The organism is Streptomyces sp. NPDC104381, assembly GCF_055583745.1.
Genome location: NZ_JBVJNK010000004.1, coordinates 108,588 through 129,665 on the forward strand (window position 1 = coordinate 108,588; position 21,078 = coordinate 129,665).

Consider the following 21,078-nt stretch of genomic DNA (forward strand, 5'->3'; position numbering starts at 1 on the left):
TCCGGGGCTACTTGGCGCGGTCGAAGTCGATCGCGCTGTAGGCGCGCAGCTTCGACAGCCGGTGGGTCGAGGAGATCGTCCGGATCGTGCCGGACTTGGACCGCATCACGATCGACTCGGTGGTCGCCGTCTCCGCGCGGTACCGCACACCGCGCATCAGCTCACCGTCGGTGATCCCCGTCGCCACGAAGAACACGTTGTCGCCGCTGACCAGGTCGTCGGTGGACAGCACCCGGTCCAGATCGTGGCCCGCGTCCAGCGCCTTCTGCCGCTCCGCCTCGTCCTTGGGCCAGAGCTTGCCCTGGATGACACCGCCGAGGCACTTTATGGCGCACGCCGAGATGATGCCCTCGGGGGTGCCGCCGATGCCCATCAGCAGGTCGACGCCGGTGCCCTCGCGGGCGGCCATGATGGAGCCCGCCACATCGCCGTCGGAGATGAACTTGATCCGGGCGCCGGTCTCGCGGATCTCCTTGACGATGCCCTCGTGGCGGGGCCGGTCCAGGACGACGACGGTGACGTCCTCGGGCGCGGAGTTCTTCGCCCGTGCGACGCGCCGGATGTTCACCGCCACGGGCGCGTTGATGTCCACGAAGTCCGCCGCCTCCGGGCCCGTGACCAGCTTGTCCATGTAGAAGACCGCCGACGGGTCGAACATCGCCCCGCGGTCGGCGGCCGCCAGCACGGCGATCGCGTTCGGCATGCCCTTGGCGTTGAGCGTGGTGCCGTCGATCGGGTCGACCGCGATGTCGACCTCGGCGCCGGTGCCGTCGCCGACCCGCTCGCCGTTGAACAGCATGGGGGCTTCGTCCTTCTCGCCCTCACCGATGACGACGACGCCGTTCATCGACACCGTGGAGACGAGCGTGCGCATGGCTTTCACGGCGGCGCCGTCGGCGCCGATCTTGTCGCCGCGGCCGACCCAGCGACCGGCGGCCATGGCGGCGGCCTCGGTGACCCGCACCAACTCCAGGGCCAGGTTGCGGTCGGGGGCCTCCGGGGAGACCTCGAGCTGGGACGGCAGATGATGCTCGGACATCGGAGCGCACCTTTCTGTACGACGACGACCGGAAAAGAGGGTGCTGTGACTCTATCGGTAGGTCGATAAAATGAGCAGAGCGGGTCACTTATGAGCGGGTGCCCGCTGGCCGGGTCGCGGGCGGCTCATGCCACCATTGAGTCCGTGGCAAGCAAGCGAGGCAAGCAGACCGTCCGGGACATGATCCTGTCGATGCTCGTGATCACCGCAGTGGCGGGCGTCGTCTACATCTTCATCCCGCACGACGACAAGGCCGACCCGATCAAGGCGGTCGACTACCGGGTCGAGCTCGCGACGGCCCGCCGCGCCGCGCCGTATCCGGTGGCGGCCCCGGCCGGGCTGGCGGACGGCTGGAAGCCCACCTCCGTCTCGTACGAGGGGCACAACGGCGCGGGCTGGCACCTCGGCTTCCTCGACCCGGACGACAAGTACGTGGCCGTGGAGCAGTCGACGAACCCGGCGAAGAAGTACGTCCCCCAGGTCAGCCAGGACGCCGAGAACACCGGCCGCACCCGCGACGTCGGGGGCCGGGCCTGGGAGGTCTGGAAGGGGCCCAAGTACGACGCGCTGGTGCTGCACGCCGAGGGCGTGACGACCGTGGTCACCGGCTCCGCCCCGGCCGGACGGCTGGCGGAGATGGCCGCCGCGCTGAAGACGGACTCCGCCGACGACGCCTCCGGCGCTCCCGCCGCCTCCTGACGCCGTACGGACGTGCGCGAGAGCCCCGCGACGCTCGGCGTCGCGGGGCTCTTCCGCTGTTCCGGGGGCTCGTGCCGTCCCGGGCGGGGGCTCAGACGGTCGTGACGACCTCGTCGTAGGAGAGGCGCGGCAGACGCGGGAACCAGGCGTCCTCGCCCGGCTTGCCGATGTTGACGGCCATGAGGAGCTTGTGGTCGCCGTCCAGGAACTCCTTCTCGATGCCCGCGGCGTCGAAGCCGGTCATCGGGCCGGCGGCGAGACCGGCGGCGCGGACGCCGATGATGAAGTAGGCGGCCTGCAGCGCGGCGTTCAGCGCGGCCGACTGCTCGCGGACCGGGCGCTCGGAGAAGAACGCGTCCTTGGCCTGCGGGAAGTGCGGCATGAGTGCCGGGAGTTCCTCGTGGAACTCGTGGTCCGCGACGAGGAGCGCCACCAGCGGGGCGGCGGAGGTCTTCGGCCGGTTGCCCTCGGCCATGTGCTTCACGAGACGCTCGCGGCCCTCCGGCGTACGCACCAGGACGACGCGCAGCGGCGACTGGTTGAAGGCCGTGGGGCCGTACTTGACCAGGTCGTAGATCGCCTGGACCTGCTCGTCGGTCACCGGCTCGTCGGTGAACGTGTTGGCAGTGCGGGCCTCGCGGAAGAGGAGGTCCTGGGCGGCGGGGTCAAGAACGAGGGACATCTGGAGCGTTACCTTCCGGACGGTACGGGTCAAGCGATGCGATCACCGTAACCGAGGAATAGATTAAACTTCAACTAAATCTGTTCCGGAGTGATCCACCGCACAGACGACCCCCGGACCGGCTCCGGACCGCCCCCGGGACCCCTACTCCGAGCCGTCGCCGGACTCCGGGTCCTCCTCGGGGCGCGCCAGCGCCGCGTCCAGCCGGGCCCGGGCGCCCTCCAGCCAGTGCCGGCACACCTTCGCCAGCTCCTCGCCGCGCTCCCACAGCGCCAGCGACTCCTCCAGCGTCGTGCCACCCGCCTCCAGGCGGCGTACGACCTCGATCAGCTCGTCCCGCGCCTGCTCGTACCCGAGCGTGCCCGTCGCGGCAGCCGTCGTCGTCCCGTCGTCCGTCATGCCGACCACCCTATGCGCGGCCTCCGACAAACCCGGCCCCTCACGGCCACACCCGCGCGGGCCGGCGGGAGCGGGAGGGGGAGCGGCCGGGCCGTCACTCCGCGACCCGTACGGTGAACTCGCCCTCGGAGACCCGCGCCCGCAGCTCCCCGCCCGGCGCCCCGGCGTCCGCGGGGGAGCGCACCACATGGCCGTCCGGCCGCTGGAGCACCGCGTAACCCCGCTCCAGCGTCGCCGCGGGCGACAGCGCCACCACCCGGGCCCGGGTGTGCGACAGCTCCGAATCGGCACGGTCCAGCAGATGCCCGAACACCCTGCGGCTCCGCCCCACCAGCGCGTCGACCTCCGCCTCCCGCTCGTCCACCATCCGCTGCGGCCGCTCCATCGAGGACCGGCCCAGCGCGTGCGCCAGCCCCCGCTCCTCCCGGTCGATCAGCCCGCGCACGGTCCGCAGCGCGCGGTCCCTGAGCCCCTGCACCCGGTCGAGCTCCTCGCCCACGTCCGGCACGACCTTCTTCGCCGCGTCCGTCGGCGTCGACGCCCTGACGTCGGCCACCAGGTCCAGCAGCGGCGAGTCCGGCTCGTGCCCGATGGCCGAGACCACCGGCGTACGGCACGCGGCCACCGCCCTGATCAGCGCCTCGTCGGAGAACGGCAGCAGGTCCTCGACGCTGCCGCCGCCGCGGGCGACGACGATCACGTCGACCTCCGGCAGCCCGTCCAGCTCCTGGACGGCCCGCACCACCTGGTTCACGGCGTGCACGCCCTGCACCGCGGTGTTGCGCACCTCGAAACGGACCGCGGGCCAGCGCCGCCTGGCGTTCTCCAGGACGTCGCGCTCCGCCGCCGACGCCCGCCCCGAGACCAGCCCGATGAGCTGCGGCAGGAAGGGGAGCGGCTTCTTGCGGTCCAACGCGAAGAGCCCCTCGGCCGCCAGCGACTTCTTCAGCTGCTCCAGCCGCACCAGCAGCTCACCGATGCCCACCGGCCTTATCTCCGTGGCCCGCAGCGACAGCTGGCCACGCGGGGCGTACCACTCGGGCTTGGCGAGGACGACCACCCGCGCGCCCTCCGTCACCACATCGGCGATCCGGTCGAAGACCTGCCGGAAGCAGGTCACACTCACCGAGATGTCGTGGGACGGGTCGCGCAGCGTCAGGAACACCACCCCGGCGCCGGGCCGGCGCGAGAGCTGGGTGATCTGCCCCTCGACCCAGACCGCGCCGAGCCGGTCGATCCACCCGCCGATCAGCCGCGACACGTCGCCGACGGGCAGCGGGGCTTCCGGGGACGTAGTGAGAGCCATACGGGCGAGCGTAACGGCCGGTACGGACAACCAGAGGCCTCCCCGGCCCACGCGCCCGGACGGGCCCGGCTAGGCGGTCCGCCGCCCCCACTGCACCGCGAGCACCACCAGGCCGATCCCCAGCCAGCACACGCCCACCAGCTGGGCGCTCGTCGTCGCCTCCAGGATCACCGCGACCAGCACGGCCGCGCCCACCACCGGCACCACGATGTGACGCCACCAGCTCGGCGGCCCCTCCATCCGGCGTACGGCGAACCAGCCGACCACCGACGCGTGCAGCAGCACGAACGCGGTGAGCGCGCCCACGTTCACCACCGACACCAGGTGGTCGAGGCCGTCGTCGCGCCGGGCCGCCCACACCGCCGCCACCAGCGTCACGACCGCCGCGCACGCGATCGCGACACGCGGCACCCCGGAGCGGCTGTCCACCCGCGACAGGAACGACGGCAGCCGCCCCTCCCGCCCCATCGCGAACACCAGACGGCCGGCCGCGGCCTGCCCGGCCAGCGCCGCGAAGGCCGCGCCGATGGCCTTGCTGACGGCCACCAGGTCGTGCAGCCACGTCCCGACCGAGGCGTCCACCGCGTCGTAGAACGCCGAACCCTGCTTCACCGGATCCGCGGCCAGCTCCGCCGAGCTCACCGGCTCCAGCAGGGCCGCCAGATACGACTGGACCACGAACAGCGCCCCGGCGAGCAACAGGCAGAACAGCACCGCCCGCGCCACCTTCGCCGACCCCCCGGTCACCTCCTCCGCGAACGAGGCGATCGCGTCGAAGCCCAGATACGAGAGCACCGCGACGGAGACCGCTCCCACCACCGCCGTCATCGAGAACCCGGTGTCCCCGGTGAGCGGCGACAGCCAGCCCCGCTGCGCCCCGTCCCTGGCCAGCACCACCACCGCCGACACCACGAACACCAGCAGCACCACGATCTCCATGGCGAGCACCGCGAAGCCCACCCGGGCAGCCGCCCGTACGCCCCAGAGGTTGAGCAGGGTCGTCACGACGACCGCGATCGCCGTCCACACCCACCGCGACACCTCGGGGACCAGCGCGTTCATCGCGATCCCGGAGAAGAGGTAGGCCACCGCCGGGATGAGCAGGTAGTCGAGCATCGCCATCCAGCCGGCGATGAACCCCGGGCCCTCCCCGAGCCCCTTGCGGGCGTACGCGAAGACCGATCCGGCGAGCGGGGCCACATGGACCATCTGGGCGTAGCTGAACGCGGTGAAGGCCATCACCACGGTCGCCGCCAGGTACACCAGCGCCACGGCCCCGTCGGACCTGGCGTCCAGCGTGCCGAAGACCCCGACCGGGGCCATCGGCGCGATGAACAGCAGCCCGTAGACCACCAGGTCCCGGAACCCGAGTGTGCGCCGCAGCTTCCCCTTTTCCGTGCTGCTCCCCACCATGAAGCCTCCGTCGCTGGTCCGCGTACGCCCCAGTCTCACCACCACACCGTCCCGGCGCCTGTTCGGTACGGCCTTACGATGGGACGCATGACTGCAACGCCTGCCCGCCGTGTCCTGCTCGCCGCACCCCGTGGCTACTGCGCGGGTGTGGACCGCGCCGTGATCGCCGTCGAGAAAGCCCTGGAACAGTACGGTGCCCCGGTCTACGTCCGGCACGAGATCGTGCACAACAAGTACGTCGTGCAGACGCTCGAGAAGAAGGGCGCGATCTTCGTCGACGTGACCGCGGAGGTGCCCGAGGGCTCCATCGTGATGTTCTCGGCGCACGGCGTCGCCCCGACCGTCCACGCGGAGGCCGCCGAGCGCAAGCTCGCCACCATCGACGCGACCTGCCCGCTGGTCACCAAGGTCCACAAGGAAGCCGTCCGCTACGCCAAGGAGGACTACGACATCCTCCTGATCGGCCACGAGGGCCACGAGGAGGTCATCGGCACGAGCGGCGAGGCGCCCGACCACATCACGCTGGTCGACGGCCCCGAGGATGTCGCCAACGTCGAGGTCCGCGACGAGTCGAAGGTCGTCTGGCTCTCCCAGACCACGCTCTCGGTCGACGAGACGATGGAGACCGTCGGAGCGCTGAAGAACAAGTTCCCGAACCTCCTCTCCCCGCCGAGCGACGACATCTGCTACGCCACGCAGAACCGCCAGATCGCGGTGAAGAAGCTGGCCGAGGACGCCGAGCTGGTCATCGTCGTCGGCTCGAAGAACTCCTCCAACTCGATCCGCATGGTCGAGGTCGCCCTGGACGCCGGCGCGCCCGCCGCCCACCTGGTGGACTTCGCCGACGAGATCGACGAGGCATGGCTGGAGGGCGTCACCACCGTCGGCCTCACCTCGGGCGCCTCGGTGCCCGACGTCCTGGTCGACGGCGTGCTGGAGTGGCTCGGCGAGCGGGGTTACGCGGACGTGGAGACGGTGAAGACGGCGGACGAGTCGATCACCTTCTCGCTGCCCAAGGAGCTCCGGCGCGACCTGCGCGCCGAGGCGGCGGCGCTCGCCGCGGAGTAACCACCGGTACGCACCCGGGCGCGCGGGGTGCCCGGGGGCGTGCGGTGCCGGGGGGCGTGCTCTGGGCACCGCCCGCCGGATCGCGGACCGCGCCTCGGATCGCCCGTCGGATCGCCCCTCCGGGGAGTGATCCCCGCCACCTGCCCGTACCGTGGATCACATGGAGATCTTCGGTGTGGATATCGGCGGTTCGGGCATCAAGGGCGCGCCCGTGGACCTGGACCGCGGAGAGCTGGCGCAGGCGCGCCACAAGGTACTGACACCCCACCCGGCCACGCCCAAGAGCGTGGCCGACGGTGTGGCCGAGGTCGTCGGGCACTTCGACTGGAAGGGCCCGGTCGGCATCACCTTCCCGGGAGTCGTCACCGGCGGCATCACCAGGACCGCGGCCAACGTGGACAAGGGCTGGATCGACACCGACGCCCGGACGCTGCTCAGCGACCGCATCGGCCAGCCCGTCACCATCCTCAACGACGCCGACGCCGCCGGTGTCGCCGAGATGACCTTCGGCGCGGGCCGCGACCGCAAGGGCACGGTGATCATGCTGACCCTCGGTACGGGCATCGGCAGCGCGGTCTTCACCGACGGGCAGCTGGTCCCCAACACGGAGCTCGGCCACCTGGAACTGCACGGCCACGACGCCGAGAAGCGCGCCTCCACGAAGGCCAAGGAGGACGAGGACCTGAGCTGGCAGCACTGGGCGCACCGGGTGCAGAAGTACCTGGTCCACGTCGAGATGCTGTTCTCGCCCGAGCTCTTCATCGTCGGCGGCGGCGTCAGCCGCAAGGCCGAGAAGTTCCTGCCGCTCATCGAGCACGTACGGGCCGAGATGGTCCCGGCCCAGCTGCAGAACAACGCGGGCATCGTCGGCGCGGCCATGGCAGCCGCGGGAAAGTGAGCCCTGGTCCCTAGGGCGTGTTTTGAAAGTCCCGCCTGCCCGGCGACGCCTGGCACGCACGCTCGCGGCGTTGCAGAAATGCCCTAGTAGCTCCTCCCCCATAGCCTGAAGGGCATGGGAGGGGCCCCCACCGAGAACATTTCCGCGCCTTGCGATCGCACGCACCAGACGCCGCCGGGCCCGCCCTCCGGGCGGACGGCGCTACTTTCAAAACACGCCCTAGACGCGGGGGCGGCGGGCGGCGCGGCCGGCCCTGAGCAGGTGGCGCTGCCGCTCCCGCATCTGCCGGACCTTCCGTACGGAGGCGATGAGACCCGCGACGAGCGTGCCGCCGTACAGCCAGCCGGCCTGGACTGCGAGCGCGGTCACCACGGCCATCGCCTGCCCGCCGAAGCCGCCGGTGCCCCCGGCGACGGGGACCACGCCGACCGCGAAGGCGATGGGCACGATGATCGGCGCGGTCACCAGGTCGGCGGGCCGCACCCAGAGGGCGGTCAGGGCGCTGACGGGCAGGAACAGCACCCCGTACACGAGGTCCGAGCCGCCGAACAGCACCCGGTCCACGCAGGCCAGCAGGAACATCGTCAGGGCCGCGAAGAGCCCGGCGCCGATGCCGGTCAGCCGGGGGTTGGGGAACCGGCGCAGCGCCAGGACCACGGGCGGGGTGCCACCGGGCCGGGAACCGCGCGTCACCGGCCCCGGGCCCGTCGCCGGCGCGGGGGCGACCGCGACCGACACCGGCCGGCCGGCCGAGGCCGTGGCCTCGCCGAGGCCGCCGGGCGGGGCGGGCTGAACCTGCGGGGACTGCGTGCGCTGCGGGGTACGTGTCCTGTGCTGCTCCACCCCGACAACCTAGGTCGCCGGGTGCACTCTTTCGGGCGTTGGACACGCGCTTTGGGTGAGCTTGGCGTTGCGTTCGATCCCGCACGGCCGAAACAGGGCCGTCCGGCCCCCTCGCGCCCTCCTCCTCCGTACCCGTGACGGGACGCGCGCCCCCGCCCGTAAACTGGAGAATCGGCCCACCCACGGGCCCGCCCGCGCAGCCCCTCTCCTCACTTCAGGAAGTCGCCAAAGTGTCGCTCACGATCGGAATCGTCGGCCTGCCGAATGTCGGCAAGTCGACCCTGTTCAACGCCCTGACCAAGAACGACGTGCTGGCGGCCAACTACCCGTTCGCCACCATCGAGCCGAACGTCGGCGTCGTGGGCGTCCCCGACCCCCGCCTGGACAAGCTGGCCGAGATCTTCAGCTCCCAGAAGCTGCTCCCGGCCACCGTCGACTTCGTCGACATCGCGGGCATCGTGCGGGGCGCGAGCGAGGGCGAGGGCCTGGGCAACAAGTTCCTGGCGAACATCCGCGAGTCCGACGCGATCTGCCAGGTCATCCGTGCCTTCAAGGACGAGAACGTCGTCCACGTCGACGGCAAGGTCTCGCCGAAGGACGACATCGAGACGATCAACACCGAGCTGATCCTCGCCGACCTCCAGTCCGTCGAGAAGGCCGTCCCGCGCCTGACGAAGGAGTCCCGCCTCCAGAAGGACAAGGTCGCGGTCCTGGCCGCCGTCGAGGAGGCCCAGAAGATCCTCGAGGCGGGCGACACGCTCTTCTCCCAGGGCATCACGGCCGGCACCGAGAAGGGCCGCCTGCTCCACGAGCTGCACCTGCTGACGACGAAGCCCTTCCTGTACGTCTTCAACGTCGACGAGGACGAGCTGGTCGACGAGGACTTCAAGAACGAGCAGCGCGCCCTGGTCGCCCCGGCGGAGGCCATCTTCCTCAACGCGAAGATCGAGTCGGAACTGATCGAGCTCGACGACGAGGAAGCCCTCGAACTGCTCCAGTCGATGGGCCAGGAAGAGCCCGGCCTGGCCACCCTCGGCCGCGTCGGCTTCGACACCCTGGGCCTCCAGACCTACCTCACGGCAGGCCCGAAGGAAGCCCGCGCCTGGACGATCAAGAAGGGCGCCACGGCCCCGGAGGCGGCCGGTGTGATCCACACCGACTTCCAGAAGGGCTTCATCAAGGCGGAGATCGTCTCCTTCGACGACCTGGTCGAGACGGGCTCGGTCGCCGAGGCCCGCGCCAAGGGCAAGGCCCGCATGGAGGGCAAGGACTACGTGATGCAGGACGGCGACGTGGTGGAGTTCCGCTTCAACATCTAATTTAATATTCAACTAAATTTCGTCCTGTATAGCCGCAGGTCAAGAGGGGCCCATCAACTCAAGACGGGCCCCTCTTGTGGGTCCATCGATGGCCGGACGGTGGCTTGGCGCTGGATGCTGTCCCGGAGGGTCGGATCGGACCACCTGTCGGCACCCGTGGTCACCCCCGGGATGCTGTCCCGTGCTGACATTGTGTTTTGCGCGGAAACGTCCCGAAGCGCGTCGAAGTGCCGAGGGTGGCGGATGTAGGAACTGACTGCCCCACTGCAAAACCTCTCGCCCTGGAGCCGACGGACGCAAGAGTCGTCAATAACCTGCAGGGCTAGCCGAGGGGCGTCCATTCTGGGTGCATGACTCAGCCCGATCACTCCTCTCCGCAGCGTGGCGCGCCGAGGATCACGGCGGTGACGCGACGCGTCATCTTTGACTACCTGCGCGATGACGGGGGTCCCTGGTGGGGACAGCTCGAGGAGACGTGCTTCCTGGAGGGTCTCTATGACCTTGACGGGCTGCCGTCAACGGATCGCAGGTTCGCTACTGCACGAGCCGACATCATCCAGCACCGGATCACCAATCCAATGGACTGGCCCGACGACTGGATCTTCGAGGATCCGCGATTCCAACTCCTGGAAGGCCCGGACCAGATACTCCTCAACTTTCTGGCACGACTTGTGCATCCAGAAGTACAGTCCGACGTAGATCAGTCGACACAGCGTGTTGATGACCTGAATCGGCTCCTGGGGCCGGACGGCTGGACCCTCCGTGTCTTCGAGTTCCTCTCGGGCCGGCCGATCTACACGCCGATCCCGACAGATGCCACCGGACCGCTGGTATCGCTGCCAGTCGAAGACGACGACGCTGGGAAGCTCGACCTCATCCTTGGGCAGACCTACAGCCTCCTTGACCGGGACGGTGAGGAAGAGGCACGAGACCTGCTTCGTGCTGCCGTGCTCTCGCTGCGCCGTGACGGCGGCTTCTATCACCCCATGCCCGGTGACGGATGGACGACCAGCACTTGTGAGGCAGTCCTAGCGGTGGATCGTGCGCTCTTGTCAGAGTTCACGAAACCAGTCATAGATGCGATCTGGGCTCGACTCGAACCTCTCCTCACGTGGCTCCAGCGAGAGGATGTGCAGTCCCTCGTAGTCGAAGGCGAGGTTAGGGCGCTGCCGGCCATCCCGGCAGACTGGAGGAACGAGGCAGCCCAGCCTGTTGCGCGGGCCGGTAGAGGCTTTGGTATCAGCTTTCCGACCTCGGAGTTCGACGTCACACGGCAGGATCTTTCCGACCTTGAGGTCCGCGGTAACGGATACACCTACTTCTACGACACCCGCACCCGTCGCAGGATCACAGATTTCCTGCTTGATGACCGGCCGCTGGTAGCAACGCTGTGCCAAGTCACCCTCATCAATAGGGACGGCGTCCTCTCACCCAGGATCAAACTGTGGAAGAAGGACAAGAACAAGGCCGCGAGGACTGTGGTCATGGAAGCCATCCCTGGTACTGATTCCACTCAGGTCATCAAAGCGCTCGTCGATACCAACGATGTCCACGAGAACTTTTGGAAGGTCATCTGCTTCATCCAGAAATGCGTTGGGTTGAACAACATCCCTGGCGGTATCCGACGGCTAATTGTCGGCGATGAGGCAGAGCTGGCTCAGCTGCTAGCCGACCAGGACCGCAGGACCCTGCTCGAAGCGCTCAGGAGCGCCGTCGGCGGCACGCTCACAGATGAGGACATTAGGCGGATCAGCAACCGAAAGTCACAACTACAGCGATTCGAAAAATTGTTGACCAATCCGGAGTTCTTTGAGCGAGAACTTGGGCGGACGGCGGGGCCGGAGGCGGTCTGGCAGGGCTTCTTTGAAGAGAACCCGTGGATCTTTGGTTATGGCCTCAACCTCGTCGCATGTGAACCTCTCGACGATGGCAAGCTGGAGCGTATTACGACTGGTGCGAACATCTTCACAGGGGCTGGCAAGCGCAGTGACGCCGTCATGCGTTCCAAGGGCTTCATCAGCAGCCTGCTGCTTTGTGAGATCAAGACCCACTTGACCCCCTTGTTGGCCAACGCCCCGTATCGGCCCCCGGACGTCTATCAAGTCTCCAAGGACGTTGTCGGAGCAGTGGCGCAAGTCCAGAAGACTGCCTACAAGGCCCTGCGGCTGGTCACAGGCGAACTGCACAGGCTCTACCGAGACGATGGCGCACCGACGGAAATCGAGATCTCCACCATCCGTCCCAGACAGGTGCTGGTGATCGGAAGCCTCAGCGAGTTCGCGGATCGCGGAGGGGCGAACGCAGAGAAGATCACTTCATTCGAGCAGTACAGACGATCTATCCAGGACGTCGAAGTGATCACCTTCGACGAGCTATACGAACGGGCGTGCTTCATCGTTAAGGACTACTGAAAGCGTGCGTGGGCGTGTTAGTTGAGATCAGCGACCCTACTGGGCGGTTGCATCTTGGGTTGCGTGTGACTGGAAAATGCCTGCGCGCGACGGACGAACTCAGATTCTCCGTGAGAGCGCAGCACTGCGCGAGCTCGCGGTGCGATCTGGTAACACCACTTAGGCGAGGTAGCGGGGCGATCTGGCTGGTCAGGATTCAGAACGACTAGTCCGGATTCGACAAACTGAAGTAGAGTAAACCGCCGGATCGATTCCCGGCTATTTGGTTTGTAGTCCTTGCCGTATACCTCGCGAACCCACTGCATGATCTCCACCATGCGCAAAACGGGCGCATCGGATTCCCGCCACTCGGCTTCCGGGTTAAGTTTCAAAAGGGCGAGTAGGACCAGGGCGGAGCGCTCATTGGAGCGTTCGGCATCGAACCCGAACAAGCTAAGGGCTTGGCGCGCCTCCTCGATGCGTCGAGTCTGTGTGCGATCACGCTTGGGAAAGGTCGAGTTCCTAGCCGCATGGTCGGCGTGCTGGGTTGATGCTTGCCTGCCGAGCAGGTTTGCGTGCCCGTCTCGGGCTGCCTGCTCTCTTCTGGCCTGCTGGAGGCGCTGGTCGGCCGCCGTTGCCAGCGCAGACTCTGCCTTCCGCCGAAGTTCCAGCCAGTGACCAGAGTCCCCACCCCATGCCCTTACCGTGAGCTCTAGGGAATCTCGGCCGGGCAGCTGCTTCCCAGCCAGCCACGCGTAGTAGGTAGTCCTGGTTACCCCTACCTGATCACAGGTGGCTCTTGCGCTGCCAGCGGGACCAGCGGCATCCCGGAGCTTGACGAGCTCCATGGCGAACGCATGGAGGGGGTCACTGGGGTTGAGTGGCTTCGGTCTTCTTCCCATGGTTCACCTCCGATAGTGCTAAATAGTCCTGAGTAGTTCGTAGGTAGTTGTGAATCATAGCTGCAGCCTATGCCTGGAGTGGATGCTCAAGCCGTTCAGCTTCACTCACCCGTACAGCGGAGGTCCTAGGTGCATCTGTCGTTCAGCGTCAGGGTGTTGCTCGTCTTGGCGGCGGCACTCGCATCGATCAACGTGGGACTGCTCGCTGGCATCCTCGCCCGTGCTGAAGGGGCGCGCATGCCGAGCTGCATCGTGCGCGGAGGAGCCGCGTGTGGTGCCTCGCTAACCCTGTTCGTCCTGCTTCTCGTTAGCTTGGGAGCCTTGGGATGACCAAGGTGGAGGCCCGATGCGTTATATGGGCATGGGGCCGGATAGGCAGCGTGGCTTCTTGTGTCGTTCAGTTCAGGTGTTGTCCAGAGGCCACTTGCCGCCGCATTCCCTCAGGATGGGGGCCGCCCATGATCTAGGCCACGCCTGGAGAGCAACGGGGCAACTAAAGCGTGTTGCACAAGCCTGGGATTGGTCTGGGGGAAGCTGCATTCTGTGCTCTTGGGGATCATGCGGCCAGGGCGTGGTTGTGGAGTGTGGCGACGGCTTGAACTGCGTAGTGGAGGCCGTTGCCGCGTTGTCGGCAGTCGCGGAGGATTTTGTAGTGCTTCATGCGGCGAAGGCATGTTCCACGCGGGCTCGCACGCGTCGGTGCTCCGCGTTGTCGGTTTCTTCGCCGGGCAGGAGTGGGCGGCCGGGGCGTTTGCGGTGAGGGACGACGAGGCCGGTGTTGATGTAGGCGCCGTCGCCGAGCACCGTCACGCCCTGGTACCTGTACTTCCGCGAGATGGGCCGTACGGAGTCCGATATGCGGGTCGGGCTGCACGAGGAGGGTCGCCACTCCGTGGGCGGTGCGCTCTGCCGCCCATGCGTGGTCGAGGCTGGTGAAGTCGTCGTCGATCCAGATGGCGGGGGCGTCTGCCAGCCAGACGTCGACGTGGTCGCGTTTCCAGAGGTAGCCGTCGCGGTGACTGGTGGTGATCTGGAGTCGAGGCAGGTCGAGGTAAGGGAAGTCGGGCAGCCCCAGGAGGGGGCCGATGACCGTGGTGGCGTCCTTGCGCCAGCTCGTGCACCACACGGGAGTGACGAGTCCGCTGGTCAGGAGATCGGTGAGAATGCCACCCTGGCTCGGTCGAGCCAGATGAGCACGGGGTCGTCGGGGTGTCGGCTGGTGGGCAGGACGGTGTGGCGGACGTGGGTGGGCGGGGTGCTGCCGTCGGCGGCCGGGAACGGGATGAGGACGCCGTCGATGTCCAGGAGCAGGTAGGGCAGGGTCATCGGTGCCTCCGGCGGTCAGCGTTTGCGGGCGGTGATCAGGAGGGTGGTGGGCCACGGGTCGCGGCGCGGGTGCCGCAGCTCCAGCGCCGATGTGATGCGCAGGCCGGTCCGGGAGAGGTGGGCTCCCCAGCGGCGGGCGTCGAACTCCCATCGGGCCAGGGGGAGTCGGGTGCGGTCGGGCATGGTGACGTAGTCCTCGCGCGGACGGTCGTCCGTGGATGGATGTCTTCCGGCCCGTGCCGGGTGAGGGATGGAGAAGGCCAGGACACCGTCTGGTTTCAGGCGTCGGGAAATGGCGGCGAGGAGGAGCTCGGGGGCGACGAGACCGACGGCGCCGAAGACGGAGTAGATCGCGTCGAAGGTGTGGCCGGTGGCCTGCAGGTGGTGCAGTGCGTGGCCGGCGGCGAAGGTGGCGCCGTCGATGCTCTCCTCGCCGCCGAAGACGCGCTGCTGCGCGAGGACGGTCCCCAGCCCAGCTTCTCCCGCGTCAGCGGCCCCGCCGCCGGCACCGTGGCCAGCCACACCGCACGCACGCTGACCGACCTCGCCGACCACATCGGCACGGAACAGCAGCACCGCGACGCGCTCACCCGCTGGGACCCGGAGAAGTACAAGCGCGTCCACGCCCTCACCCACGCCGACCTCGGCGACAGCCTCGCCGCCCAAGCCCGAGCCGACGAAGCGGTCGCAGCCTGGACCCAGGCCCTCGTCCTCATGGAGGGCATGACCTCCGACCGCACCCGCAAGGCGATCACCTCGATCCGCTCCACCCTCGCGGTCTACCAGCGCCGCCGCGTTCCTGGCGCCGCGGATCTGGCCCGCCGAGCCCGCGAGGCCCTCGCCTAACATGCCCAACAACCGGCCCGACGAAGGGAAACCCGTGGCCCAGCAGACCGACAACCGTCCTCCAGCCCTCAAGCCGGCGCTCGACTCGATGACGCTGCTGGTTGCGGCCGTCATCGTCCACGACAAGGCCACCAACCGCGTCGTCCTCCTCCAGCGCAGCGAGAACGCCAAGTTCGCCCAGGGCATGTGGGACCTGCCCGTCGGCAAGAGCGAACCGGGCGAGCCCATCACTGAGACTGCAGTCCGCGAGCTCTACGAGGAGACCGGCCTTACGGTCAAGCCTGAGTCCCTCAAGGTCGCCCACATCATCCACGGAGCCTGGGGCGTTGAGTCCCCCAATGGGTTCCTCACGGTCGTATTCGCCACCCACGAATGGACCGGCGAACCCGAAAACTGCGAACCCCGCAAGCACTCCCAGGTCCGCTGGATCGACGCCAACGCCATCCCTGAGGCGTTTGTGGATACCACTGCCAGCGCCCTCCACCACTACCTGAATGACGGCTCGGAGGTCTCGCTGGACGGCTGGTCGGCAGCGTGAGCATCACGCTGCTTCACCTCATACCCAAGGATCCGCACTTTTCGCCTGCGTCGGCCGCGAGCGAGGCTGCGCAGGCCCAGCTACAGCAACTGGTTCCTGAAGCGCTGGGCGGTTATGACGTCTGGGACATCCCCGGCGCAGCCTTCATCGACCCCGGGGAGAACTGGCGCGGTGTTCGGTGCCCCGTGTGCGGCTCCGACATCGAAGACTGGTGGGGCAACGCGATGGACACGGCAGCCCTTCCGGACGGCTATTTCGACTCGCTTGCCGTTACGGTGCCCTGTTGCTCTGCCCAGACGGACTTGAACGCCCTCGACTACGTCTGGGCTGCGGGTTTCGCCAGGTACAGCCTCGTCACCACAGATCCAGAATGCGGGCTGCCGCTACGGCAAGCCAGCGTCCACGCGCTGGAGGACCTCCTGGGCACGGACCTGCGGCAGGTCATCGCCCGGTACTGACGTAGCGCTGGCTTCGTTATGCAGGGCCACTCGGAAACAGAAGCTTGTAAGGCAGGTAATCGTCGTCCGGTACGCGCGGCACGTAGTCCGGTGCCGTGCGTGCAGCCACCGCCAGCAGGCGAGCGGCAGCCTCCTCCTCGGAGATGGAGGCAAGCCCGAGGGCGTGCAGAAGGCGGTCGCGCTCGGCGTCGAAGTCCGGGTGGTCGGCCCGAAGGCCCGAGCCGAGCTCGCTGATCGCGAAGCCCTTCGCCAGGCCGCGCCAGAAGGGCATCATCACGATGAGTGTGATGGCCTCGACGAGGTCGGCGCCGATCAGTGTGGCCTGGCCTTCCGAGTCGGCGTACAGGACGGGCCTCTCCTCGGCCCCGGCTTCCCCGCACAGGAAGTACGTGCCGCCAGCGCCGCAGCTGGCTATCGGGTGTAGGGGGATACCGGTGGGAAGGGCAAGGTCCTCGATGGGGTCCCGGCGTTCGACGTCGAAATCGCCAGGCCACGCGAGCGCGGCAGCAAGGGAAGGCTCCTGTTCGATCCGGCGGAGTAGATCGTCTGATGCGGTCATGGGACGGAACGTAAGGGCCTGCGCTGGCACTGCACAAGAATGGAGGTCGCGGCGACCTGCACCTGAGCGCTCAGGCTGCTGCTTCGCCCGGGTACTCGTCCTCCGGGGAATCGTCCGCATCGGACTTTGGAGAGACCCAGGTGGTGCCAGGAGGCAGATCTTCCCCTGTCTCCTCCTTGTACTGCGCCTTCTTCTCCTCGCTGGCGTTCCAGCCGTGGTGGAGATTCCGCAGGTGGTTCTTGGCGGAATCGCGAGGACTGCTCGTCCTTTCGGAGGCGGAGGGCTGCTCTTGGCCAGCGACACCCTCGACTTCCGCGGCACCCTCAACATCCTCGGCGTTTGCGGGCCTCTCGGCATAGCTGGGGAACTCGTCTGCGGTTTACAGCCCCAGGGATTTCGCTGCCTCGGATCCCCCGGCAAGTCCGCAGCCAGTCCGCAGGACACCCGTAAATGGTCGTCGGGAGCCAACGCATGCCAACCAGGAAGTACCAGGTCAGGGGCATGCAGGACGCTCCGCCGCAGCCAGGTACGGGCCGCGGACATTCCGCTTCAACGTGTAGCGGGTGACGTGCCACCACGTCGCTGATCTGACAAACATGCAGGTCGAATGGGGTCCGACTCTTCGGGGTCGGGCCCTTGGTTTTTCCGTGCCACGAGCCGATCGTTGGGAGGAACCCAGTCCGCCGCGCCCAGACCAAGGCGTTCGTGCAGGTTCTCGCCGAGCGGCGCTCGCCGGTCCGAAGTTGATCAACCAGTCCAGGTCGGGCTCCTGACTCTGATCGATGCGCCCTCGATACGCTCCGCATTTTGATGCCATTTCTGAGGCCTAATTGATATCGTTATTGGGGCGTCGAGCTGTGGAGGGACAACTGATGGCCAGGACTGTGATCGATCTGGATGAGGAGATCGTCGAGCAGGCGATGCGGATGTACGGGGTGAGAACGAAGGCCGCCGCAGTGCGGGCGGCCATGGAGGAGGGGGTGAGGCTGCGGCTGCGCCGGGAGCTGTTCGATGCCATTGATGAGGGTGAGTTTGAGGACGCGTTCGCGGAGATCCGGTCGCATACGGGGCCGCGGAATCCGGACGGCTCGCTCAAGCGCGGAGGCGGGGCTTCGGCGGCGTGAAAGGGCGCTACCTCATCGACAAGTCCGCGCTGGCCCGCCGGGGTAAACCGGCGGTTCGTGCGCGGCTGGATGCGCTGGACCGCGATGGACTCCTAGCGGTGTGCGCCCCGACCGAGTACGAGGTTCTGCACTCGGCGCGTGGAAAGCCCGAGGCGTTGCGCCTGCGTACCCTGCTTCGTGGTTTCGACTACTTGCCCTGCAACGACGAGGCGTTCGAGCAGGCGCTCGCGATCCAGGCGCTGGCGCTGAACGCCGGCTTTCACCGGGCGCTGTCGCTGGCTGATGTCCTCATCGCGGCAACCGCAGAACGGCACGGGGCCACGGTCCTGCACTACGACGGCGACTTCGACATGATCGCCTCGGTGAGCGGATTGCAAGCCGAGTGGGTCGTGGAACCCGGCACCGCCGACTGATTGGAAACGCAGCCTTCTGTGTCAGCGAGTGCGCGGTCGAGCCGCTTGCCCGGATACTGCCCGACGGCCAGTTCCCCGCAGCGGCGGCGGTAGGTGGCTACTGGACCCGCACCAAGGATGTCGAGATCGACATCGTCGGTGCGGACCGTGCTCCCGCGCAGCGGCGTCGACGCTCCGGGCCTCGACGTGACCTACGGCCCCGGTGACCTGCTGGTCGCTTGGCCGCTGTGAGTGGCGATCGCGGACGCGGCGCGGGAGTTCGCCGTGTACGGTGCGGCGTCCAGGCCGGGCGTGAGCTGTCTGCCCGTCAGGTTCGGACGGTTTCCGGTGCGCCGGGGAGCGGCGCCTCGGCCGGTCGTACGTCCATGGCTGGACCGGTCGGCCGGTGCCGGGCCGTGGCCAGGAGCAGTGCGATGAGGATGATCTGGCAGCCCATGATCAGGGCCTGCGTCGCGGGGGTCCTCACGGCCAGCAGGACCATCGTCGTGTTGACGGCGAAGTGCACGGCGATCGAGGCCAGGACGCCGGCCCGCTCGTAGGCGCAGGTGACCAGCATCGCCATGGGGATGTTGCCGACGGCGAAGAGCACACCGCCCGGGGTCGCGAGGCCCAGGTCGTTCTGGACCGTGCCGTCGATGAAGAACAGCGGCAGGTGCCACACCGCCCAGATGACGCCGAGCACCAGGGCGATCCGGAAGCGGCCCATCGTGGCGCGCATCCTCGGGTAGGCGGTGCCGCGCCAGCCAGGCTCCTCGGAGAGCGGGCCCGAGATGATCATGCTGACCAGGAACGCCGCCGGGCCGCCCATGGCACTCATCGTGTCCTGCGCGTCCGACCAGCTCGGTGCCGGGTCGCCGGCCGCATGCCCGATGACCGCGGCTGCCAGGACGGCTCCCGAGGCCGCCAGCATCAGCAGCGGGGCCAGGAGCAGGGCGGACGGCCGGAACCGGACCGCGTGTTCCGGGACCGGCTCGCCCCGGCGCTTGCGCCGGATGCGGATCACCAGGGCGCCTGCCAGCGGGCCGAAGGCGCCGAGCAGGAAGGGGACGTACGTGGGGGTGCCGGCGGCCGCCGGGCCGCCGAGGGCGATCGCGGTGCCCCAGCAGGCCCAGCTCATGCCGAAGGAGATCAGCATGAAGAGCTTCAGGTCGGTGCTCCGGCGGGTGGGCACGGGCGCGGGTGTGTGTGACATGGGTGTGCGTGACGTGGGCATGCCAATTGATCCCTTGTCGTGGGTGGGGGTGCGTGCGGAGGGGTGGCGGGTCAGAGAGCGGCGGGTCGGCTCTCGGGGAGCGTCTTGCGGCTGTCCGCGCACAGGTGGCCGGTGAGCCACTCGGCGACGAGGTCCAGCAGGGCGGGGTCGACCGGTTCGCGCAGCAGGCGGCGGTACGCGTTCAGGGTGGGCTCTCCGGAGTCGCGCCGCAGGACGTGGGTGAGGCCCTTCACGCAGTGGGTCTCCGCGCCGCCGGGGACCAGCCGGGCGATCTCCTTCAGGTCCTCCGGGTCGACCTGGAGGTCCTTGTCGCCCGTGACGGCGAGGACCTCGGCGTCGATGGCGGCGAGGTCGTCCCGGGTGTCATGGGCGAGCATCTCCCGCAGCCAGCGGGCGTTGACCTTGGCCCCGGCCACGCGCGCCACATCCGTGCGGGTCCCCTTCACCCGGGTGAGGACCAGGTTGCCCAGTCCCGCCAGCGGCCGGCGGAGCAGCCGGACGGGGGCGGGCATGCTCGCGACGATCGAGCGGCCCTGCCGGCGGAACGCGTCCTCGCCCGGGCCGGCGAAGCCTGCCAGCAGCACCACCGCGCGTACATCCGTCCGGGCCCCCAGGGCCATGGCGTGCAGCGCGCCCTCGCTGTGGCCGATCACCCCGATCGCGTCCGCGCGGATGTCGGCCCGGTCCGCCAGGGCGCGTACGGCCGCTGCGGCGTCCCGGCGGTTACCGGTGAAGCCTGCGGCCCGCCAGTCGCCGGGGGTGGTGCCGTTGCCGCGACGGTCGTAGCGCAGGGTGGCGATGCCCCGTGCCGCGAGGGCGTCGGCCACCGGCCGCGCCAGGTTCATCGGGAGCTTCGGGGTGTTGCCGTCGCGGTCCAGCGGGCCCGAGCCGTGCAGCAGCAGGACGGCCGGGTGCGGGCCGGGGCCGGCCGGCAGCGTCAGGGTGCCGGCCAGCGGGGTCCCGTCGTCCGCGGTGACCGTCATGTCGATGTCGGGCAAGGGCTCGCCTCTTCCGTTCCACGGTGCTCGTTCCGGCTTCATTCTCAACTCCGAGAACGTTATCAGATGTGAGACCATGAACCATGGCAACCGCGAATCTCCTCCTCCACCCGGTCCGGATGCGCATCCTCCAGACCCTGGTCGGCGCCGGTGAACTGACCACCGCCCAGCTCCGGGAACGCCTCCCCGACGTCTCGCCGGCCAGCATGTACCGGCACGTCGCGACCCTCACCCAGGCCGGCATCCTGGAGGTGGTCCAGGAGAGACCCGTACGCGGGACGGTCGAACGCAGTTACCGGGTCCGGCAGGACGAGGCCCTCGTCGACGAGGACGCCCGCGCCGGGATGACCAAGGACGACCACCGGCAGGCGTTCACCGTCTTCACCGGCGGGATGATGGCCGATCTCGACCGCTACCTCTCCCGCGACGACGCCGACCCCCCGAACGAGGGCGTCCTCTACCGGCAGGGAGCGGTATGGGTGACCCCCGGCGAATTCACCGAACTGGTGGCGGAGATGGAGGCGTTGGTCGCCCGGTACACCGGACACGCCCCCGGGGACGACCGCGTCCGCCACATCGTCAGCCTCGCCCTGGTGCCCGACAAGGCGGCCGGGGAGCAGGGCCCGGCCGCCCCTGAGGCGTAGG

At 68.5% G+C, this 21,078-nt stretch carries 21 protein-coding genes and 3 pseudogenes; 11 read left to right on the forward strand and 13 right to left on the reverse strand.

What is annotated here, in order from left to right; all coding sequences use genetic code 11:
* Window positions 1-7: 7 nt before the first annotated feature.
* Window positions 8-1,039, reverse strand: coding sequence for a class II fructose-bisphosphatase (gene glpX / locus ACZ607_RS14280; RefSeq protein ID WP_469735023.1), 1,032 nt, complete (start codon window positions 1,037-1,039; stop codon window positions 8-10).
* A gap of 144 nt (window positions 1,040-1,183) precedes the next feature.
* Here glpX and ACZ607_RS14285 point away from each other — a divergent pair, with 144 nt between their 5' ends.
* Window positions 1,184-1,738, forward strand: a complete 555-nt coding sequence (locus tag ACZ607_RS14285) for a DUF4245 domain-containing protein (RefSeq protein WP_469735024.1) — start codon at window positions 1,184-1,186, stop codon at window positions 1,736-1,738.
* A gap of 91 nt (window positions 1,739-1,829) precedes the next feature.
* Here ACZ607_RS14285 and ACZ607_RS14290 read toward each other — a convergent pair whose 3' ends face one another.
* From ACZ607_RS14290 to ACZ607_RS14305, 4 genes are all read right to left on the reverse strand, one after another.
* Window positions 1,830-2,420 carry a malonic semialdehyde reductase gene (locus ACZ607_RS14290; protein WP_124274469.1) on the reverse strand — a complete coding sequence of 197 codons (591 nt, stop codon included), beginning with the start codon at window positions 2,418-2,420 and terminating at the stop codon, window positions 1,830-1,832.
* A 144-nt stretch (window positions 2,421-2,564) separates the two neighbouring features.
* Window positions 2,565-2,819 carry an exodeoxyribonuclease VII small subunit gene (locus ACZ607_RS14295; RefSeq protein WP_469735025.1) on the reverse strand — a complete coding sequence of 85 codons (255 nt, stop codon included), beginning with the start codon at window positions 2,817-2,819 and terminating at the stop codon, window positions 2,565-2,567.
* Window positions 2,820-2,913: 94 nt separating this feature from the next.
* Complete coding sequence (gene xseA / locus ACZ607_RS14300; protein WP_469735026.1) at window positions 2,914-4,125, reverse strand: exodeoxyribonuclease VII large subunit; 1,212 nt, start codon at window positions 4,123-4,125, stop codon at window positions 2,914-2,916.
* Between the two features lie 69 nt (window positions 4,126-4,194).
* Complete coding sequence (locus tag ACZ607_RS14305) at window positions 4,195-5,538, reverse strand: APC family permease (RefSeq protein WP_469735027.1); 1,344 nt, start codon at window positions 5,536-5,538, stop codon at window positions 4,195-4,197.
* 78 nt (window positions 5,539-5,616) lie between these two features.
* Here ACZ607_RS14305 and ACZ607_RS14310 point away from each other — a divergent pair, with 78 nt between their 5' ends.
* Both ACZ607_RS14310 and ppgK read left to right on the forward strand, forming a co-directional pair.
* Entirely contained in the window at window positions 5,617-6,606 is a 990-nt protein-coding gene (locus ACZ607_RS14310) for a 4-hydroxy-3-methylbut-2-enyl diphosphate reductase (RefSeq protein ID WP_187281816.1), read from the forward strand.
* A gap of 160 nt (window positions 6,607-6,766) precedes the next feature.
* On the forward strand, window positions 6,767-7,504 hold the full coding sequence (gene ppgK / locus ACZ607_RS14315; protein ID WP_469735028.1) for a polyphosphate--glucose phosphotransferase: 738 nt from the start codon (window positions 6,767-6,769) through the stop codon (window positions 7,502-7,504).
* Between the two features lie 219 nt (window positions 7,505-7,723).
* Here ppgK and ACZ607_RS14320 read toward each other — a convergent pair whose 3' ends face one another.
* A complete protein-coding gene (locus ACZ607_RS14320) occupies window positions 7,724-8,347 on the reverse strand; it encodes a DUF6542 domain-containing protein (protein WP_469735029.1) in 624 nt (207 codons plus the stop codon).
* 230 nt (window positions 8,348-8,577) lie between these two features.
* Between ACZ607_RS14320 and ychF the strand changes: the two genes are divergently transcribed.
* Both ychF and ACZ607_RS14330 read left to right on the forward strand, forming a co-directional pair.
* Window positions 8,578-9,666, forward strand: coding sequence for a redox-regulated ATPase YchF (gene ychF / locus ACZ607_RS14325; protein WP_469735030.1), 1,089 nt, complete (start codon window positions 8,578-8,580; stop codon window positions 9,664-9,666).
* Between the two features lie 350 nt (window positions 9,667-10,016).
* Window positions 10,017-12,077, forward strand: coding sequence for a Shedu anti-phage system protein SduA domain-containing protein (locus tag ACZ607_RS14330; RefSeq protein ID WP_469735031.1), 2,061 nt, complete (start codon window positions 10,017-10,019; stop codon window positions 12,075-12,077).
* Window positions 12,078-12,094: 17 nt separating this feature from the next.
* On the opposite strand, the gene ACZ607_RS14335 is transcribed toward ACZ607_RS14330, so the two are convergent.
* From ACZ607_RS14335 to ACZ607_RS14350, 4 genes and pseudogenes are all read right to left on the reverse strand, one after another.
* Window positions 12,095-12,958 carry a hypothetical protein gene (locus ACZ607_RS14335; RefSeq protein ID WP_469735032.1) on the reverse strand — a complete coding sequence of 288 codons (864 nt, stop codon included), beginning with the start codon at window positions 12,956-12,958 and terminating at the stop codon, window positions 12,095-12,097.
* 556 nt (window positions 12,959-13,514) lie between these two features.
* Window positions 13,515-13,774: pseudogene (locus ACZ607_RS14340) on the reverse strand (transposase family protein); the annotation flags it as partial.
* A 7-nt stretch (window positions 13,775-13,781) separates the two neighbouring features.
* Window positions 13,782-14,284, reverse strand: a pseudogene (locus ACZ607_RS14345) (HAD domain-containing protein); the annotation flags it as partial.
* Between the two features lie 15 nt (window positions 14,285-14,299).
* Window positions 14,300-14,986 (reverse strand): SAM-dependent methyltransferase, encoded by a 687-nt coding sequence (locus ACZ607_RS14350; protein WP_469735572.1) that lies wholly within the window; start codon window positions 14,984-14,986, stop codon window positions 14,300-14,302.
* Window positions 14,987-15,131: 145 nt separating this feature from the next.
* Here ACZ607_RS14350 and ACZ607_RS14355 point away from each other — a divergent pair, with 145 nt between their 5' ends.
* On the forward strand, window positions 15,132-15,668 hold the full coding sequence (locus ACZ607_RS14355) for an NUDIX domain-containing protein (RefSeq protein ID WP_469735033.1): 537 nt from the start codon (window positions 15,132-15,134) through the stop codon (window positions 15,666-15,668).
* Window positions 15,665-16,126, forward strand: a complete 462-nt coding sequence (locus ACZ607_RS14360) for a hypothetical protein (RefSeq protein WP_469735034.1) — start codon at window positions 15,665-15,667, stop codon at window positions 16,124-16,126. The genes ACZ607_RS14355 and ACZ607_RS14360 overlap by 4 nt, the downstream gene beginning before the upstream one ends.
* A 16-nt stretch (window positions 16,127-16,142) precedes the next feature.
* On the opposite strand, the gene ACZ607_RS14365 is transcribed toward ACZ607_RS14360, so the two are convergent.
* Entirely contained in the window at window positions 16,143-16,685 is a 543-nt protein-coding gene (locus ACZ607_RS14365; protein WP_469735035.1) for a hypothetical protein, read from the reverse strand.
* Between the two features lie 872 nt (window positions 16,686-17,557).
* On the opposite strand from ACZ607_RS14365, the gene ACZ607_RS14370 reads away from it, so the two are divergent.
* From ACZ607_RS14370 to ACZ607_RS14380, 3 genes and pseudogenes are all read left to right on the forward strand, one after another.
* Window positions 17,558-17,809 (forward strand): type II toxin-antitoxin system VapB family antitoxin, encoded by a 252-nt coding sequence (locus tag ACZ607_RS14370; RefSeq protein ID WP_469735036.1) that lies wholly within the window; start codon window positions 17,558-17,560, stop codon window positions 17,807-17,809.
* Entirely contained in the window at window positions 17,806-18,222 is a 417-nt protein-coding gene (locus ACZ607_RS14375) for a PIN domain-containing protein (protein ID WP_469735037.1), read from the forward strand. The genes ACZ607_RS14370 and ACZ607_RS14375 overlap by 4 nt, the downstream gene beginning before the upstream one ends.
* 32 nt (window positions 18,223-18,254) lie before the next feature.
* A pseudogene (locus ACZ607_RS14380) lies at window positions 18,255-18,453 on the forward strand (ATP-binding protein); the annotation flags it as partial.
* A 76-nt stretch (window positions 18,454-18,529) separates the two neighbouring features.
* Here ACZ607_RS14380 and ACZ607_RS14385 read toward each other — a convergent pair.
* Both ACZ607_RS14385 and ACZ607_RS14390 read right to left on the reverse strand, forming a co-directional pair.
* A complete protein-coding gene (locus tag ACZ607_RS14385) occupies window positions 18,530-19,393 on the reverse strand; it encodes a CPBP family intramembrane glutamic endopeptidase (RefSeq protein ID WP_469735038.1) in 864 nt (287 codons plus the stop codon).
* A 92-nt stretch (window positions 19,394-19,485) separates the two neighbouring features.
* Window positions 19,486-20,433, reverse strand: a complete 948-nt coding sequence (locus ACZ607_RS14390; RefSeq protein WP_469735039.1) for an alpha/beta hydrolase — start codon at window positions 20,431-20,433, stop codon at window positions 19,486-19,488.
* 83 nt (window positions 20,434-20,516) lie between these two features.
* On the opposite strand from ACZ607_RS14390, the gene ACZ607_RS14395 reads away from it, so the two are divergent.
* On the forward strand, window positions 20,517-21,077 hold the full coding sequence (locus ACZ607_RS14395; protein ID WP_469735040.1) for a helix-turn-helix domain-containing protein: 561 nt from the start codon (window positions 20,517-20,519) through the stop codon (window positions 21,075-21,077).
* Window position 21,078 lies beyond the last annotated feature (1 nt).